The sequence below is a fragment of the Sphaerisporangium sp. NPDC005289 genome (assembly GCF_040607455.1).
Taxonomy (GTDB): Bacteria; Actinomycetota; Actinomycetes; order Streptosporangiales; family Streptosporangiaceae; genus Sphaerisporangium; species Sphaerisporangium rhizosphaerae.
This window is the reverse complement of the sequence record NZ_JBEXGS010000001.1, coordinates 73,900-89,790: the sequence shown is the minus strand read 5'-3', so window position 1 is coordinate 89,790 and position 15,891 is coordinate 73,900. Positions and strand designations below refer to the sequence as shown.

Annotated in this window: 13 protein-coding genes; 6 read left to right on the top strand and 7 right to left on the bottom strand. The window is 71.3% G+C overall.

The genetic code is table 11. The annotated features are described in order from the left end of the window. Positions 1-44: 44 nt before the first annotated feature. The 5 genes from ABZT47_RS00305 to ABZT47_RS00285 form a co-directional block, all read right to left on the bottom strand. Positions 45-1,607, bottom strand: a complete 1,563-nt coding sequence (locus ABZT47_RS00305; protein WP_354834222.1) for a glycoside hydrolase family 13 protein — start codon at positions 1,605-1,607, stop codon at positions 45-47. A 140-nt stretch (positions 1,608-1,747) separates the two neighbouring features. Beyond that, entirely contained in the window at positions 1,748-2,761 is a 1,014-nt protein-coding gene (locus tag ABZT47_RS00300; RefSeq protein ID WP_354834219.1) for a carbohydrate ABC transporter permease, read from the bottom strand. Between the two features lie 12 nt (positions 2,762-2,773). Next, entirely contained in the window at positions 2,774-3,691 is a 918-nt protein-coding gene (locus tag ABZT47_RS00295; protein ID WP_354834216.1) for a sugar ABC transporter permease, read from the bottom strand. A gap of 70 nt (positions 3,692-3,761) precedes the next feature. Then, on the bottom strand, positions 3,762-5,135 hold the full coding sequence (locus tag ABZT47_RS00290; protein ID WP_354834213.1) for an extracellular solute-binding protein: 1,374 nt from the start codon (positions 5,133-5,135) through the stop codon (positions 3,762-3,764). 236 nt (positions 5,136-5,371) lie between these two features. Then, positions 5,372-6,559: a LacI family DNA-binding transcriptional regulator gene (locus ABZT47_RS00285; protein WP_354834210.1), complete on the bottom strand. Its 1,188-nt coding sequence runs from the start codon at positions 6,557-6,559 to the stop codon at positions 5,372-5,374. Positions 6,560-6,822: 263 nt separating this feature from the next. Here ABZT47_RS00285 and ABZT47_RS00280 point away from each other — a divergent pair, with 263 nt between their 5' ends. Next, a complete protein-coding gene (locus ABZT47_RS00280; RefSeq protein ID WP_354834207.1) occupies positions 6,823-9,696 on the top strand; it encodes a discoidin domain-containing protein in 2,874 nt (957 codons plus the stop codon). Between the two features lie 421 nt (positions 9,697-10,117). Here ABZT47_RS00280 and ABZT47_RS00275 read toward each other — a convergent pair whose 3' ends face one another. Further along, complete coding sequence (locus tag ABZT47_RS00275; protein WP_354834204.1) at positions 10,118-10,405, bottom strand: Fe-S cluster assembly protein HesB; 288 nt, start codon at positions 10,403-10,405, stop codon at positions 10,118-10,120. 261 nt (positions 10,406-10,666) lie between these two features. Here ABZT47_RS00275 and ABZT47_RS00270 point away from each other — a divergent pair, with 261 nt between their 5' ends. Both ABZT47_RS00270 and ABZT47_RS00265 read left to right on the top strand, forming a co-directional pair. Next, the gene (locus ABZT47_RS00270; RefSeq protein ID WP_354834201.1) at positions 10,667-11,614 is read left to right on the top strand and encodes an endonuclease/exonuclease/phosphatase family protein; all 948 of its coding nucleotides are present in this window, start codon (positions 10,667-10,669) and stop codon (positions 11,612-11,614) included. Positions 11,615-11,663: 49 nt separating this feature from the next. Beyond that, positions 11,664-12,491 carry a M55 family metallopeptidase gene (locus ABZT47_RS00265; protein ID WP_354834197.1) on the top strand — a complete coding sequence of 276 codons (828 nt, stop codon included), beginning with the start codon at positions 11,664-11,666 and terminating at the stop codon, positions 12,489-12,491. 84 nt (positions 12,492-12,575) lie between these two features. Here the strand turns inward: ABZT47_RS00265 and ABZT47_RS00260 are convergent, their stop codons facing one another. Beyond that, entirely contained in the window at positions 12,576-13,445 is an 870-nt protein-coding gene (locus tag ABZT47_RS00260) for an aldo/keto reductase (protein ID WP_354834194.1), read from the bottom strand. Positions 13,446-13,529: 84 nt separating this feature from the next. On the opposite strand from ABZT47_RS00260, the gene ABZT47_RS00255 reads away from it, so the two are divergent. The 3 genes from ABZT47_RS00255 to ABZT47_RS00245 all read left to right on the top strand — a co-directional run bounded on the left by ABZT47_RS00255 (position 13,530) and on the right by ABZT47_RS00245 (position 15,888). Then, positions 13,530-14,117 (top strand): TetR/AcrR family transcriptional regulator, encoded by a 588-nt coding sequence (locus ABZT47_RS00255; RefSeq protein ID WP_354834191.1) that lies wholly within the window; start codon positions 13,530-13,532, stop codon positions 14,115-14,117. Positions 14,118-14,128: 11 nt separating this feature from the next. Then, positions 14,129-14,899 (top strand): type 1 glutamine amidotransferase, encoded by a 771-nt coding sequence (locus tag ABZT47_RS00250; RefSeq protein ID WP_354834188.1) that lies wholly within the window; start codon positions 14,129-14,131, stop codon positions 14,897-14,899. 107 nt (positions 14,900-15,006) lie between these two features. Continuing rightward, entirely contained in the window at positions 15,007-15,888 is an 882-nt protein-coding gene (locus ABZT47_RS00245) for a GNAT family N-acetyltransferase (RefSeq protein ID WP_354834185.1), read from the top strand. The last annotated feature ends 3 nt before the right edge of the window (positions 15,889-15,891 follow it).

The following is a 15,891-nucleotide window of genomic DNA, read 5'->3' as shown; positions in this document are numbered from 1 at the left end:
GGACCTACCCGCCGGCCAGGCAAGGCCGACCCGCCGGCCAGGGCCTACCCGGCGGTCTCGGCCAGCCGCAGCCAGACGGCGGTGTCGGAGGGCAGCACTTCGCCGTCCAGCGGGCCGCTGGCCAGCAGGACGCTCTCGTGCGCGGGCAGCGGCACCGGCCCGGCGTTCAGGTTGACGACGCAGGCCAGCCCGGACTCCCGGGCGAAGGCCAGCACGCCCTCCGGCGCCTCCAGCCAGCGCAGCGCGCCGTCGCCGAGTTCGGCCCGCCGGATGTGCAGGGCCGTGCGGTACAGGCACAGCATGGAGTCGGGGTCGGTGTTCTGCGCCTCGGCCGTCAGGTCCTTCCACGTGGCCGGCTGCGGCAGCCACGGTTCGCCGGTGCTGTAGCCGAACGGGGGCGTGGCGCCCGACCACGGCAACGGCACCCGGCAGCCGTCCCGGCCGGGGACGGTGTTCTTGGAGCGGGTCCACATCGGGTCCTGGCGAAGCTCGGCGGGGATGTCCTCCACCTCCGGCAGGCCCAGCTCCTCGCCCTGGTAGACGTACACGCCGCCGGGCAGCGCCATGGCGAGCAGCGCCGCGGCCCTGGCCCTGCGCTCGCCGAGCGCCAGGTCCGAGGCCATGCCGTCCCTGCGGTCGGCGTGGCTGAAGGAGGTGATCGCCCTGCCGTACTTGGTCACCGGCCGGGGCACGTCGTGGTTGGACAGCACCCAGGTCGGCGGGGCACCGATCGTCGCGTGCGTGGCCAGCGTCAGGTCGATCGACGCGCGCAGCTCCGCCGCCTCCCACGAGCGGGCCATGAAGTCGAAGTTGAAGGCGGTGTGCATCTCGTCGGGACGCAGGTAGAGGGCGAACCGCTCCTGGTCGGGCAGCCACACCTCGCCGATCAGGATGCGCTCGCCGTACTCGTCGGCGATCCTGCGCCAGCCCCGGTACACCTCGTGCACGGCGTCGTGGTCGGTGTAGGACTCCTCGACGCTGTCGAAGTCCTTGAACAGCACGGCGGCCGAGTCGATGCGGATGCCGTCCACCCCGCGGTCGAACCAGAACCGCAGGATGTCGTGGAACTCCTCCACCACCTCGGGGTTGGTCCAGTTGAAGTCGGGCTGCTCGGGGGCGAACAGATGGAGGTACCACTGCCCGTCCGGCACCCGGGTCCACGCGGGACCGCCGAAGATCGACCGCCAGTCGTTCGGGGGCAGCTCGCCCCGGCCCTCGGCGAACCAGAAGCGCGCCCGCTCGGGGGACCCCGGCCCGGCGGCGAGCGCCTGGCGGAACCACTCCTGCTGGTCGGAGCCGTGGTTGGGCACGATGTCGATGATCGTCCTGATGCCCAGCGCGTGCGCCTCCTGGATGAACTTCTCCGCCTCCGGCAGGGTGCCGAACGAGGGGTCGATGTCGCGGTAGTCCGCCACGTCGTAGCCGCCGTCGGCCATGGGGGAGGGGTACCAGGGGTTGAGCCAGATCGCGTCGACACCGAGCTCCGCGAGGTAGGGAAGGCGGGACCGCAGGCCGGCCAGGTCCCCGACGCCGTCGCCGTTGCCGTCGGCGAAGCTTCGCAGGTAGACCTGGTAGATCGCGGCTCCCCGCCACCACGTTTCGGACATGCTGGAGTCTCTCCTTACAGATTCGGTGTGCGGCCGGCGCGGTCCGCGGTGACGGAGGGCGCCGGTCGCGGCGGGTACGGCCCGGGCGGTGGGTGCTCTGGGCGCGGCAGGGGGCGCGGCCGGGTGGGGCGCGCGCCGGGTCATCCCTTGAGGCTTCCGGCGGTGAGTCCGGCCATGATGCTGCGCTGGAAGACGAAGAAGATCACGATGGCCGGGATGCTGGCGATGACCAGGGCCGCCATGAGCACGTTCTGCGGCATCTGCGCCGACAGCGAGGAGATGCCCACGCTGATCGACATCTTGTCGCTGTCGGGCAGCACGAGCAGCGGCCAGACGAAGTCCTTCCAGACGCTGACCACCGACAGGATCGACACCACGCCGATGATCGGCCGCGACACCGGCAGCACGATCGACCACAGGATGCGGGCCGGGCCCGCGCCGTCGATCTCGGCGGCCTCGAGCAGCTCCCGCGGGATGGAGTCGAAGAAGCGTTTGAGCAGGAAGATGAAGAAGCCGTTGGCGGCCGCGGGCAGCCAGATCGCCCACGGGGTGTTCAGCAGGTTGAGGCCGAGGATCGGCAGGTCCTTCACCGTCAGGTAGGCCGGCAGCAGGATCACCATCGGCGGGATCATCAGCGTGGCGAGCATCCCGGCCAGCACGAGTTTGCCGAGCACGGGCCGCAGCTTGGACAGGGCGTAGGCGGCGGTGACGTCGATCGCCAGGGTGAACAGCCAGGCCCCCGCCGCGTAGATCACCGTGTTGCGCAGGAACGTCCCGAGGTCGAGCTGGTCCCACGCTTCGGCGTACACGCCGAAGTCCAGGGAGTGCGGGAAGAACGACGGCGGGATCTGGGCGAGCTCGTCGGGCGACTTCAGCGCCCCGGTGACCATCCAGTACAACGGGAACACGAAGATCGCGGTGAAGGCGACGACCACCGTGACCAGCACGATCCAGTAGATGATCTTCCCGTGGGTCGTGCTGAGGGTCTGGGGGGACACCAGGCCCCGGAACTGGCGGGCGGCCTCCTTCTTCTTCTTCCTGCGCCCGCGCGACGGCGGGGACGCCGTGACGGCGCCGCCGCCGCCCGGCGCGGGTGGCGGGACGGGGCGCGGCGGGCGCACCTCGCCGCCCGAACGCACTGTGCTGCTCGACATCGTCGCCACCTCCTAGATCTGGTTGTCCCGCGAGACGCGCAGGTAGATGGCCGAGAACACCATCAGCACGATCATGAGCATGAGTCCCAGCGCGCCGCCGCCGCCGAAGTTGCCGAAGCTGAAGGCGTACTGGTACATCAGGTAGGCGATCGTGACCGTCGCGTTCTCCGGGCCGCCGCCGGTCAGCAGGTACGGCTCGATGAACACCTGCATGGTGGCGACGATCTGCAGCAGCAGCATCACCAGCAGGATCAGCTTGGTCTGCGGGATGGTGACGTGCCACACCCGCTTGAACAGGCCCGCGCCGTCCAGCTCGGCCGCCTCGTACAGCTCGCCCGGGATGCTCTGCAGCGCCGCCAGGTAGATCAGCGTGCCGGTGCCGAGGTTCATCCACGTCGAGACGAGCACCAGCGAGAGCAGCGCGGTGCTGGTGGAGTCCAGCCAGCTCAGCCCGGGCAGGTGCGCCAAAGCCAGGATCTGGTTGAACAGGCCGGGGCCCGGGTCGTAGAACCACTTGAACAGCAGCACCGCGACGGCCGGCGGGAGCATCACCGGCAGGTAGACCACGAACCTGAGGTAGGCCTTGGCGTGCCGCAGCTCGTTCAGGACGATCGCCGCCACGAACGGCACGGCGTACCCGACGACCAGCGCGAGCCCGGTGAAGGCGGCCGTGTTGAGCCAGGCCGGCACGAACGCCGAGTCCTCGGTCACGGTGCGGAAGTTGTCCAGGCCGACCCAGTCGGGCGGCCCGACGAAGTTCGTCTTCTGGAAGCTGAGCAGGATCTCCCGCACCATCGGGTACCAGGAGAAGAACGCGAAGCAGATCAGCGCCCCGCAGAGGAACCCGTACGCCGTCAGGTTGCGGCGGACGCCTCGCCGCACCGCCCCCGGGGGGCGGCGCCGTGATCCTGCCACGGCCGTCGTGGTCATCTGTACTCCCGATCGCGATAGTGCGTGGGCGGGGCGCCGGCCGGTGGGCCGGCGCCCCGGCGGGCCAAGGTCAGCTCGACTTGGCCAGGATGTTGTTGACCTTCTTCTCCGCGTCGGACAGAAGCTGGTCGACGTTGGCGTCCTGCCTGGTCAGCACCGCCGACATCGCCGTGTCCAGCACCGCGTAGATCTCCTGGGCCTTCGGCGGCTCCAACTTGAACTGGACCGCGGAGTTGGCGTCGATGTAGGGCTGGAAGTGCTCGACGGGGATCGTCGCGAACTGCTTGCGCAGCTCCAGGATCTTCTTACCGGGCTCGGTGTCGCCGAACAGGTCGATGTCGGGGAGTCCGACCGGCAGCCCGTCGGCCTTGGCGCGCTCGAAGTTGAACTGGCCCTGGCCGGGGGTCAGGAACTTGTACTCCAGCCACTGGAGACCGGCCTTGATCTGGTCGGGGGTGGCCTTGGGGTTGAACATGTAGCCGTCGCCGCCGCTGAGGGAGGTGGTGGCCTCCGGCATGCCCGCCACGCCGTAGTCGTCGAACTTGCCCTTGAAGGTGTTGTTGACCTCCTTGACCACGTCCGGGGCGCCGATCATCATGCCCAGCTTGCCGCTGCCCATCATGCGCATGAGGTCCTCCCAGCGCAGCAGCTGCTTGGTGCCCATGCTGTCGTCGGTCCAGCGCATCTGCTTGAGGTTCTCCAGCACCGCCTTGCCCTGCAGGCTGTTGAAGGCGGCCTTCTTGCCGTCGGGGGTGACGACGTCGCCGCCGCGGCCGTAGATGGAGGAGGTGAAGTGCCAGCCGCCGGTGTTGCCCGCGCTGTACTCGCCGTACCCGACGTAGCCGGGCCCGAGCGCCGCGATCTTCTTGGCCGCGGCCTGCACGTCGGTCCAGGTCTTGGGCGGCTGGTCGGGGTCCAGCCCGGCCTGGGTGAACAGCTTGCGGTTGTAGACCAGGCCCGTCGAGTAGTTGACCCTCGGGAGGCCGAAGATCTTCTCGCCGCTCTTGAAGACGCTGATGACGTCGGGGCGGATGTTCTTCAGCGCGGGGACGCTGTCGAGGTAGGGCGTGATGTCCGCGGCCTGACCGGCGGCGATGATCTTCTGGACGTCGGTGTAGTAGACGTAGAAGAGGTCCTCCATCTCCCCGCCGGCCAGCTTGGCCTGGAAGGTCTCGGGGACGATGCACGGGAAGGCGTCCTTGCCCTCCACCGTGATGTTCGGGTGCAGCTTCTGGAACGCCGCGACGTCCGCGTCCCACTGGGCCGCTTCCTTCGGGTTGTTCTTCGGGGGCTTGCAGCCGACCGTGATCGTCACGGGGGCGTTGGCGGCCGCTGAGCCCTGCGACGACTTCGCGTCAGGGGTTGTGCCGGCGTCGCTGCCGCATCCGGCGGCGGCGAGCGCGATCCCTGCGCTCAGCAGGATCGCGAGGTTGCGGGGTTTCATGGATGTTCCCTCCTGGACTGCCCCCGACTACGAGGCCCAAGTTCTGGTACAGCTTCGTGAACCGGTTGGGAGCAACATATAGAGGCGGACATATCCCAGCAAGAGTCATACGAGCCCGATGCAAAAAAGTGACAGTGCCGCCTGCGGCAACACTCTTGTCACCTTGACGTCACACGCGTTCGGTGCGTGGACGTGGACGCCGAGGACGGGCGCGCCGGGTCGGCGGGTCGGCGGGGTCAGTTGCGCGTCTTGGCGGGGCCGGTGGAGCCGCGCACGACCAGCTCGGGCTCGAACAGCAGCTCCTCGGCGGTCACCGAGCCGCCGTCGATCTGGTTGACCAGCAGCGTGACCGCCGTCCTGCCGATTGCCTCGATGGGCTGGCGCACGGTGGTCAGCGGCGGGTTGGTGCAGTTCATGAAGGCCGAGTCGTCGTAGCCGACCACCGAGACGTCCTCGGGCACGGACATGCCGAGCCGGCGCACCGCGCGCAGCACGCCGAGCGCGAGCACGTCGCTGGCGCAGATGATGCCGGTGATGCCGTTCTTGACCAGCCGGGTCGCCACGGCCTGGCCGCCCTCCAGGGAGAACAGGCTGTGCTCTATGGTGTCGCGGCCCGCCTCCAGCCCGGCCCGGCGCGCCTCGGCCTGGAACGCGGCGAGTTTCCTGCGCGAGGGGACGTGGTCGCGCGGCCCGAGGACCATGCCGATGCGCGTGTGCCCGAGCGAGGTCAGGTGGCCGAAGGCCTGCTCCACCGCGACCACGTCGTCGGTCGCCAGGCACGGGAAGCTCAGCTCGCCGATCGCCGCGTTGACCAGCACGGCCGGCAGGCGGCGGTCGAGCAGGCGCAGGTAGTGCTCGTGGGGCGCGTCGGCCTCCATGTAGTGCCCGCCGGCGAAGACCATGCCCGAGACCTGCTGCTCCAGCAGCATCTCGACGTAGTCGGCCTCCGACAGCCCGCCCGCCGTCCGGGTGCACAGCACGGGCGTGAAGCCGCGCTGGGCGAGCGCGCCGCCGACCACCTCGGCCAGCGCGGGAAAGATCGGGTTGCCCAGCTCGGGCAGCACCAGGCCCACCAAGCGGGCCCGCTCACCGCGCAACTGCGTCGGCCGCTCGTACCCGAGCACGTCGAGCGCGGTCAGCACCGCGGCCCGGGTGGTGTCGGAGACGCCGGGCTTGCCGTTGAGCACGCGGCTCACCGTCGCCTCGCTCACCCCCACCTTGCGGGCGACCTCGGCGAGGCGGCGCGTCGTCGCGCGGGAGCCCGCGCCGTCGGCCGAGCGCGACCCCGCGCCGTCGGACCGCCGCGCCGCCGCGGCGCCGCCCGGACGAGCGGCGGCGCCGTCGAGCGGGACGGGCTTTCCCCCGTCGGTGGGGCGGGCGGCGAGGCCGCCCTTCGGACGGGATGCCGCATTGTCGCTTGTCACGGTCGCAAATATACGGCAGTCATCTGCAAACGGTTTGCGGCGGGTGGGGGAAGAGCATCCCGGAGGGTCCCTGGTGTCCTTCCTGGGGCCGACTCTCCCGGCGAATGCCGTGACACAGTCGTAACATTGCAGGCTTTAGTCAGAACATTGCGGTTATCTGTCTGTCATCTTATGGTGTGGGCAGTTCCGCCGGGCAAGCGACGGTCCGCGCGTCCCTGACCGCGAAACGTCCCGGCTCTTCGCTTCCGCAGAAGGGTCCGTCGATGAAGAAAACGGGCAGGCTGCGCGCCTGGACGATCGCCACCACCGTGGCACTGGCGGCGGGGACGTTGTCGGTCCCGCTGTTGTCACCCGGTGCCGTGGCCGCCACGGCGGTGGACACCCCCTGGGACTTCGCCGGGCGCGGCGCCACCGTTCCTTTCACCGAGTTCGAGGCCGAGGACTCCGCGCACGCCGCCACCAACGGCCAGGTGATCGGGCCCGACCGGGTCTACACCCACCTGCCGTCCGAGGCGTCGGGCCGCCGCGCCGTGACCCTCGACGCCTCCGGCGAGTACGTGGAGTTCACCCTCACCAAGCCCGCCAACGCGATGGTGGTGCGCTACAGCGTCCCGGACAACGCGGCCGGGACCGGGCAGGACACCACGGCCGACGTGCGGGTCAACGGCGCCCATCTGAAGGACCTGCCGCTCACCTCCCGGTACGGCTGGTACTACGGCGGCTACCCCTTCGGCAACAACCCCGGCGCGGGCAACCCGCACCACTTCTACGACGAGGCCCGCACCAGGTTCGGCTCGACGCTGGCCGCCGGGACCAAGGTGCGCGTCCAGCACACCGGCGGCATCCCGATCACCGTGGACCTGGCCGACTTCGAGGCCGTCCCGGCGGCCATCGGCCGCCCGGCGGGGTCGTTGTCGGTGGACGACTTCGGCGCCGCGCGCAACTCGGCGACCGACTCCACCGCCGCCTTCCAGGCCGCCGTGGACGCGGGCAAGGCCCAGGGCAAGGTGGTCTACATTCCCGAGGGGACCTACACCCTGTGGGACCACGTGGTCGTCGACGGCGTCACCCTGGCCGGGGCCGGGCCCTGGTACAGCGTGCTGACCGGCAGACATCCCACCCAGCGCAACCGCGCGGTGGGCGTCTACGGCAAGTACGTCGCCGGAGGGGGGTACACCGGCCCGGTGCGCGCGCACGAGGCCGGCGGGCCCAGCCGCGACGTCACGCTGCGGGACTTCGCCATCATCGGCGAGATCACCGAACGCGTCGACGACGACCAGGTCAACGCCCTCGGAGGCGCCATGACCAACTCGGTCGTGGACAACGTGTGGATGCAGCACACCAAGGTCGGCGCCTGGATGGACGGCCCGATGGACGGCTTCGCCATCAGGAACAGCCGCATCCTCGACCAGACCGCCGACGGGGTGAACTTCCACACCGGGGTCACGAACTCGACGGTGACCAACACCTTCGTCCGCAACACCGGCGACGACGGGCTCGCGATGTGGCCGGACCGGGTGGCCAACGTGAACGACAGCTTCACCCACAACACCGTGGTCGCGCCGGTGCTCGCCAACAACATCGTCACCTACGGCGGGCGGGACATCAAGATCACCGACAACGTGGTGACCGACACCGTGACCAACGGCGGCGGCATCCACGTCGCCAACCGCTACCCGGGGGTCAACTCCGGGTCGGGCACGGCGGTGGCGGGCACGCACACCGTGGCGCGCAACACCCTGCTGCGGGCGGGCAACTCCGACTACAACTGGAACTTCGGCGTCGGCGCCATCTGGTTCGACGCGCTCAACGAACCGGTCAACGCGACGATCAACGTCACCGACACCGACATCCTCGACAGCTCGTACGCGGCGATCCACTTCATCGAGGGCAGCACGCAGACCGTCAACTTCTCGGGCGTCCGGGTGGACGGCACGGGCACCTACATGATCCAGGCGCAGGCGGCGGCCAGGACGACGTTCACCAACGTCAGCGCCGCGCACATCGGGGCCGGGGTCAGCGTCCACAACTGCGTCGGCAGCGGCTTCTCCATCACCCAGGGCGGCGGCAACACCGGGTGGAGCCCCACCTCGACGTTCTGCGGCGGCTGGCCGGCCCCGAATTACATCTACCCGGGCGGCGGTGGCAACACCACGCCCAGCCCGACCCCGACCGGCCCCACCCCGACGCCCACTCCCACCCCGACCCCGACGCCCACCCCGACGCCGACGCCCACCCCGTGCGCGCCCGGCACCGGCGACCTGGCGCGGGGCAAGGCGGTCACCGCCACCGGGCAGGTGCAGAATTACGCTCCCGCCAACACCGTCGACGGCAACGCCGACACCTACTGGGAGAGCCCGGGCAACGCGTGGCCGCAGTCCATCACCGTCGACCTGTGCGCTGTCGCCTCGGTCAACCGCGTGACGCTCAAGCTGCCCCCGGCGGCGGCCTGGGCCGCCCGCACGCAGACGGTCGCGGTGCAGGGCTCGGCGGACGGCGGCACCTTCACCACCCTGTCGGCGGCGGCGGGCCGCGCGTTCGACCCGGCGTCGGGCAACACGGCGACGGTGTCCTTCACCCCGGCGAACCTCCGGTACCTCCGTCTGACCTTCACCGGCAACACCGGCTGGCCGGCGGCCCAGCTGTCCTCCTTCGAGGTGTACGGCGGGCCCGCCGCCACGCCGACCCCGACACCCACTCCCACCCCGACCCCGCCGGCGGGCAACCTCGCCCGAGGGAAGGCCACCAGCGAGAGCGGGCACGCGGACGTGTACGGCTCGGCCAACGTGGTGGACGGCAACACCGGCACCTACTGGGAGAGCGTGAACAACGCCTGGCCGCAGTCGGTCACCGTCGACCTCGGCGCCGCCTACAGCGTCGGAAGGGTGGTGCTGAAGCTGCCCCCGTCGGCGTCCTGGGCGACCCGCAGCCAGACCGTGGCGGTGCTCGGCTCCACCGACGGGTCCACGTACGGCACCCTCGCCGGCCCGGCCGCCTACACCTTCAACCCGGCCACCGGCAACACCGTGACGATCACCTTCCCGGCCGCCGACCGGCGCCACCTGCGGCTGACCTTCACCGGGAACACCGGCTGGCCGGCCGGGCAACTGTCGGAGTTCGAGGTCTACTCCTCCTAGGAGCGGAACCCGGTACGGGGGGCGCCCCCGAGCGGCGCCCCCCGCGCCGGCCCGAGACCGGGGCCTCGGTGGCAGGGGGACGCACCTGCCACCGAGGCCCCACCATCCGGCGACGGCTCCCGATGATCAGCCGGAGGTCTTCTCTCGGCGCCCGGCCCGTCAGAGGGCCGGGACGATCGCCGGCCGCCCGGCGGGCCCGGTGACCGTGCTCCGCCCGGACGGGGACGCGACTCCTATCGAAAGTTACGGAGCATCACCGAAAGGGACAAGCCCATGGTTCGGGGAGCGGACTGGAGCCGATAGGACACAACCCGGCCGTTCATGCGAACGCACAGGTCGGAAAGGGTGGTAGGTCCGGACACCGCACGTGACCGTCCGGCCCGCGGGTGAAAGTTTCGGGGTCGGCCAGGGCGCCGAACGGTCAGGCGGGCTGGTCCTCGACGTGGAAGGAGATGCCGCCCTGGTCGTCGATGTTGGCGTCCAGCGCCTTGTCGTCGAGCACGGTGGCGGCCACCGGGTCGAGGTAGACCTTGGCCCCTTCGCTCTCGACGACCTTGTCGGAGCTCTCGGGCCCGTCGGCGACCGACAGCATCAGCGAGCCGGCGTCCTCGCCCTGCGAGGAGATGCGGATACCCTTGTCGGTCGCCTCGCCCGACTGGGTGTTGAGGTCGCGGATCACCTTGGCGGCGGTCTCTGTCAGCGTGAGCATTGGGCCTCCTCGAGAGGGCCGAGTTGGGTTACCCGCCCCATGCCCGATTTGCGTGATATGAACCGTATGGCCGGATTCCTTGGGTCGAATCCTTGTCACGCGAACCGATGGCCAAGCGGTGCGACAGCGGTCATAGTGGAGCGGCGGGCGGCGGTCGCCGGAGCCCGCGATCACTGGGGGAGGGGTCCGGTTCCCGCCTGCGCCACGGGGGGTGAGCGCGCCACGGGAGCGCTCCCGTCCGCGTTCACAACGGGAGCGGTCATGGTCGTCGTCGGCACGTGGAACCTGGAGAACCTCTACCGGCCCGGCGGGGAGTTCGGCCCCCGCGACGAGGCCGCGTACAAGGCGAAGATCGCGGCGCTGGCCGCCACCCTCGGCGGCATCGCCCCCGACGTGCTCGGCGTCCAGGAGGTCGGCGACCCCGCGGCGCTGGCCGACCTGGCGGAGGCGCTCGGCGGCGAGTGGCACACCGTCCTGTCCCAGCACCCGGACGTCCGCGGCATCCGCGTCGGCGTGCTCAGCCGCCTTCCGCTCACCGTCGTGGAGGACGTCGCCGCGTTCACCTCGCCGCTGGCCGCCGTGCAGAGCGCCGACACCGGGCCCGCGACCGCCCAGACCAGCCGTGGCATGCTCGCCGTGCGGGTCGAGCCCGGCCCGGGGACGACGCTCGCCGTCGCGGTCTGCCACCTGAAGTCCAAGCTGCTGAGCTTCCCCGGCGGCCGGTTCGCGGCCCGCGACGAGGGCGAGCGCGCCCGGTACGGCGCCTACGCCCTGTACCGGCGGGCCGCCGAGGCCACCACCCTGCGCGGCCTGGCCGACCGGCTCGTCGGCGGCCACGGGCAGGACCGGCCGGTGGTCGTTCTGGGCGATTTCAACGACGAGCCGCAGGCGGCCACCACGCAGATCGTCCTCGGCCCGCCCGGGTCCGAGCTCGGCACGGCCGGGACGCTGCGCCCGGACAAGGGCGACGCCTGGCGGCTGTGGAACCTCGCGACGCTGATCCCCGAGGCCGAGCGCTTCTCCCGCGTCCACAACGGCCGCGGAGAGCTCATCGACCACATCCTGGCCAGCCGGGCCCTCATCGAACGGGTCGCCGAGATCCGCTCCGTGGTCGGCCACGGCCTGCCCTCGGTCACCGAGGACCCCACCCCACGCCGCGACGCCGCCGACTCCGACCACGCCCCCATCGTCGCCCACTTCGACCTCTGATCGGCGGGCCGCGGCGGTGGCCACGGTGCCGCTGTAGGCTCCCTGGTTCATGAAGGTGCTGATCTCCGTCGACATGGAGGGCATCTCGGGGGTCGTGCATCCCGCCGAGACCAACCCGGACCGCTACGACTACGAGCGCGGCAGGGCCCTGATGACCTCCGAGGCGAACGCCGTGATCGCCGGAGTCCTGGACGCCGAATCGGACGCCGTGGTGTGGGTCGCCGACGCCCACGGGCCGTTCCGCAACATCCTTCCTGAGAAACTCGACCGGCGGGCCCGCCTGGTCCGCGGCAAGCCGCGTCCGCAGGGCATGCTCGGCGCGCTCGACGAGCACACCGACGCCGCCCTGTTCATCGGCTACCACGCCCGCGCCGGTGGTGGCCCGGCCGTGCTGGCGCACACCATGAGCGGCGACATCCTCGACGTGCGCGTGAACGGGCGCTCCATGGGGGAGATCGGGCTCAACGCCGCCATGGCCGGGCATCTCGGCGTGCCCGTCGTGATGCTCAGCGGCGACGACACCGCCTGCGCCGAGCTCGGCGAGCTGGTCCCCTCGGCCGTCACCGTCGCGGTCAAACAGGCTCTCGGTCAGGCCGCCGCCATCGCCCTGCACCCTGGGGAGGCCCGGGAGCGGCTGCGCCGGGCCGCCGCCGAGGCGATCACCGGGCGTGCGCGGGTCGCGCCCCTGAGCATCGCCGGACCGATCGACGTCGAGGTCGACCTCTACAGCCCGATCACGGTCGACCTGGCGACGCTCGTGCCGGGCGTCTCCCGCGCCGCGGGCGGCCGTACGGTGACCTTCACCGCCGCGGACTTCGCCGGCGCCTACCGATTGGTCCTGCTGCTCGTGCAGCTCGCCACCATCAAGCCCGCCTAGACCGCCCGCCCAGACCGTAGGCCGGTCGCGGTGGCGGTGGCATCGTCGGACACGTGGACCAAGTAGGTCGGCTTGGTCTGTTCCTCATGCTCCTTGGGCCAGTGCGGTGATGGCGGTCACGTCGTCGGCGGACAGTTCGATCCGGGCCGCGGCCAGGTTCTGGTCGAGGTGGGCCGGGGTGGTCGTGCCGGGGATCGGCAGGGTGACCGGCGAACGGTGCAGGTGCCAGGCCAGCGCGATCTGCTTCGGGGTGGCGTCGTGCCGGCGGGCGATCGACTCCAGTACCGCGCGCACGTGCTCCGGGTCGTCTCCCTGGTCGAACTGCATCGGGTGCCAGGGCGAGAAGACCGCGCCGCTCTGCTCGGCGGCGCGCAGCAGATCCTCGCCGAGCCGGGCGCTGACGTTGTAGCGCGCCGTGATCGCGGCGATGGGGGTGATGGCCTGGGCGGCGTGGAACTGCTCCAGCGTCACGTTGGACAGTCCGATGTGGTGGATCACCCCCTCGTCGCGCAGGGCGGCGAGGGTGGCGATCTGGTCCTCGAACGGGGCGTCGGTGGCCGTGCCGCTGTGCAGGTAGTACAGGTCGATCCGCTCGACCCCGAGCCGGCGGGCGCTGAGGTGCGCGGCCTGGCGCAGGTAGGCCGGGTTGCCGACGGCGCCGAGCGTCGAGTAGTCGAAGCCGCCGCGCACGAACCCGCCCTTGGTGGCGATGACCAGGTTCTCGGGATAGGGGTGGAGCGCTTCACGGATGAGAAGCTCGTTCGTGTGCGGGCCGTACACGTCCGCGGTGTCGATGAAGGTCACCCCGGCGTCGACGGCGTGGCGCAGCAGCGCGATGCCGCCCTCGCGGTCGGGGTACTCGCCCCACACCTGCTTCCCGGTCAGCTGCATCGCGCCGTAGCCGACGCGCCCGACTCGCAGGTCGCCGCCGATGGTGATCGTGTTCGCGGGCATGGAGTTCCTCGCTGCTCTAAGATTACTGATAGGTCAACTATCAAATTACCGGAAGCTGATTATCACTTCAAGAGGAGCCTCAACGTGGACCTGGCGGAGCTGCTCGAGCGGCGCCGGCCACGGCGCGCGGACGCACGCCGCAACTTCGACGCGCTGCTGGCCGCCGCCTCGGCGGCGTACACACAGGACGGTCCGGACGTCCCGATGGAGGAGATCGCCCGGCGGGCCGGCGTCGGCGTCGCGACGCTCTACCGGAACTTCCCCACCCGGGTCGACCTCATGGAGTGCGTCTACCTCAGGCTGGTCGACGAGCTGGTGCGCTTCGGCGAGTCGATCGACGAACCCGACCCGTGGGCCGCGCTGGTCGTCTGGCTGCGCCGGTTCGTCGAAGACCTGGCCACCAAGCAGGTGCTCAGCACCGTCCTCCCGCTGGAGTCGGTGGTGTACCTGTCGAGCAGGAAGGCGCTCTACGCCTTCGCCGAGCCGCTGTTCCAGCGCGCCCAGCGCGCGGGCAGCGTGCGCGCGGACGTCGACGCGGACGACGTGCTGCGCGTCGTCTTCGCCGTCACCGCGGGGGTGTACCGCGACGACGCCCAACGCGGTCGCGCCGTCGAGATGATCCTCGACGGCATCCGCTCCGCCCCGGCCGGTGGGGTGGGGAGGCGGCGGTAGCATCGGTGCCCATGTCGCAGGTGCCAAATGTGCTGGTCGTGCAGCACGGTGAGAACGGCGGCCCCGGCCGCTTCGGTGAGTGGCTGGCGGAGGCCGGCGTCGCGGTGCAGGTCGTCACCGCGTTCGACGGCTCCGCCGTCCCCGGGCGGCTCGCCCACGACGGGCTGATCGTGCTCGGCGGCGGCTACATGCCCGACGACGACGAGAAGGCGCCCTGGCTGCCCGCCACCCGCTCCCTGGTCGAGCAGGCCCTGTGCGGGTCGGTGCCGATGTTCGGCGTCTGCCTCGGCGGCCAGATGCTCGCCGCGGTGGCCGGGGGCAAGGTCCAGGCCGACGCGGGGGCGCCCGAGCACGGCAGCACCGCCGTCACCATCAGGCCCGAGGCCGCGGACGACCCGCTGTTCCACGGCCTGCCCGATGTCGTCCCCGCGATCGAGCACCACGTCGACGCGATCACCGGCCTGCCGCCGGGCGCCGTATGGCTGGCCGAAACCGCCAGATGCCCCTACCAGGCGTTCCGGGTGGGCCCGCGCGCCTGGGGCGTGCAGTTCCACCCCGAGGTCACCCCCCGGCGCATCCGCCAGTGGAACGGCGAGGAGCTGCGCGACCAGGGGTTCGACCGGGAGGAGCTGTACGCGGCGGCCGTCGCCGACGAGCCGGCCTCCGCCGCGGCCTGGCACGCGGTGGCGCGGCGCTTCGCCTCCATCGTGCGCGACCGGCATCGGGGTACCGTCCGGCCCCGGGCGTCCGCCGTCGCACCGCGGGGAGAAGACCACGGGTAAATGCTTTGCGGCGGTGGGAGGGCCCGGATACGTTCTGCGAACCGCGCATGATCACTCATGGGCCGACCTGAACCCCTCTCGTACGCCCTTCCCACGACGGAGACCCCGTGTCGATTCGCATCACCCCGCTGGCCGACCCCGAACGTGGCCCCTCCGGCCGCCGCCTGGTCTGGCTCGCCTCCGATGACGCCCAGAACCCGGTGGGTTCGGCCTTCCTGCGGCTGTTCGCCCGGCCGGAGGTGCGGCACCTCACCGAGCTGGAGATCAACGTCCACCCCGCCGAGCGGCGGGCCGGCGTCGGCCGCCTGCTGCTGGAGGCGGCCGTCGGCGCGGCCCGGGAGAACCTGCGCCGCCGGGTCAGCGCCGACGTCCCCGAGGGTGCGCCCGGCGAGGGCTTCCTGGCCGCGCACGGCTTCCGCCCCGTCCTGACGCTCACGTTCGCGCGGCTGCCGCTGGAGCGGGTCGACCCGGCGGCCCTGGCCGCGGCGGTCGAGAAGCCGCACCCCGGATACCGCCTGGTGTCCTGGGACGGCGCCGTCCCAGGCGAGCTGCTGGACACCTTCACCGCCTCGCGCCGGGCGATGGCCGACATGCCGATGGGTGAGGCCGACTTCGGGGTGGACGTCTGGGACGCCGACCGGGTGCTGTCCGCGGCGCGGGCCATCGAGGAGCGCGGCGAACTGCTGCACACCGTCGCCGCCGTGCGGGAGTCCGACGGCTCCGTCGTCGGGTTCACCGAGCTGGTGGTCCCCGGGGACGGCAGGGGGGACGCCCAGCACTACGGCACCGGGGTGCTGCCCGAGCACCGGGGCCGCGGGCTGGCCCGCTGGATGAAGACCGAGGCGATCCGCGGCGCGCGCGAGCGCCACCCCGGCCTCGCCGGCCTGCTCACCGACACCGCCGACGGCAACGCCCCCATGAGGGCCGTCAACGACGCCCTCGGGTACGCGCCCACCCACCGCACCGTCAAATACCAGCTCGACCTCTGACCG

Bases quoted from the DNA above. Each gene is read 5' to 3' on its own strand.
- ABZT47_RS00265 (WP_354834197.1), top strand. From the start codon at position 11,664: ATGAAGGTGCTGATCTCCGTCGACATGGAGGGCATCTCGGGGGTCGTG.
- ABZT47_RS00290 (WP_354834213.1), bottom strand. From the start codon at position 5,135: ATGAAACCCCGCAACCTCGCGATCCTGCTGAGCGCAGGGATCGCGCTC.
- ABZT47_RS00295 (WP_354834216.1), bottom strand. From the start codon at position 3,691: ATGACCACGACGGCCGTGGCAGGATCACGGCGCCGCCCCCCGGGGGCG.
- ABZT47_RS00270 (WP_354834201.1), top strand. From the start codon at position 10,667: ATGGTCGTCGTCGGCACGTGGAACCTGGAGAACCTCTACCGGCCCGGC.
- ABZT47_RS00275 (WP_354834204.1), bottom strand. From the start codon at position 10,405: ATGCTCACGCTGACAGAGACCGCCGCCAAGGTGATCCGCGACCTCAAC.
- ABZT47_RS00260 (WP_354834194.1), bottom strand. From the start codon at position 13,445: ATGCCCGCGAACACGATCACCATCGGCGGCGACCTGCGAGTCGGGCGC.
- ABZT47_RS00280 (WP_354834207.1), top strand. From the start codon at position 6,823: ATGAAGAAAACGGGCAGGCTGCGCGCCTGGACGATCGCCACCACCGTG.
- ABZT47_RS00300 (WP_354834219.1), bottom strand. From the start codon at position 2,761: ATGTCGAGCAGCACAGTGCGTTCGGGCGGCGAGGTGCGCCCGCCGCGC.
- ABZT47_RS00250 (WP_354834188.1), top strand. From the start codon at position 14,129: ATGTCGCAGGTGCCAAATGTGCTGGTCGTGCAGCACGGTGAGAACGGC.
- ABZT47_RS00305 (WP_354834222.1), bottom strand. From the start codon at position 1,607: ATGTCCGAAACGTGGTGGCGGGGAGCCGCGATCTACCAGGTCTACCTG.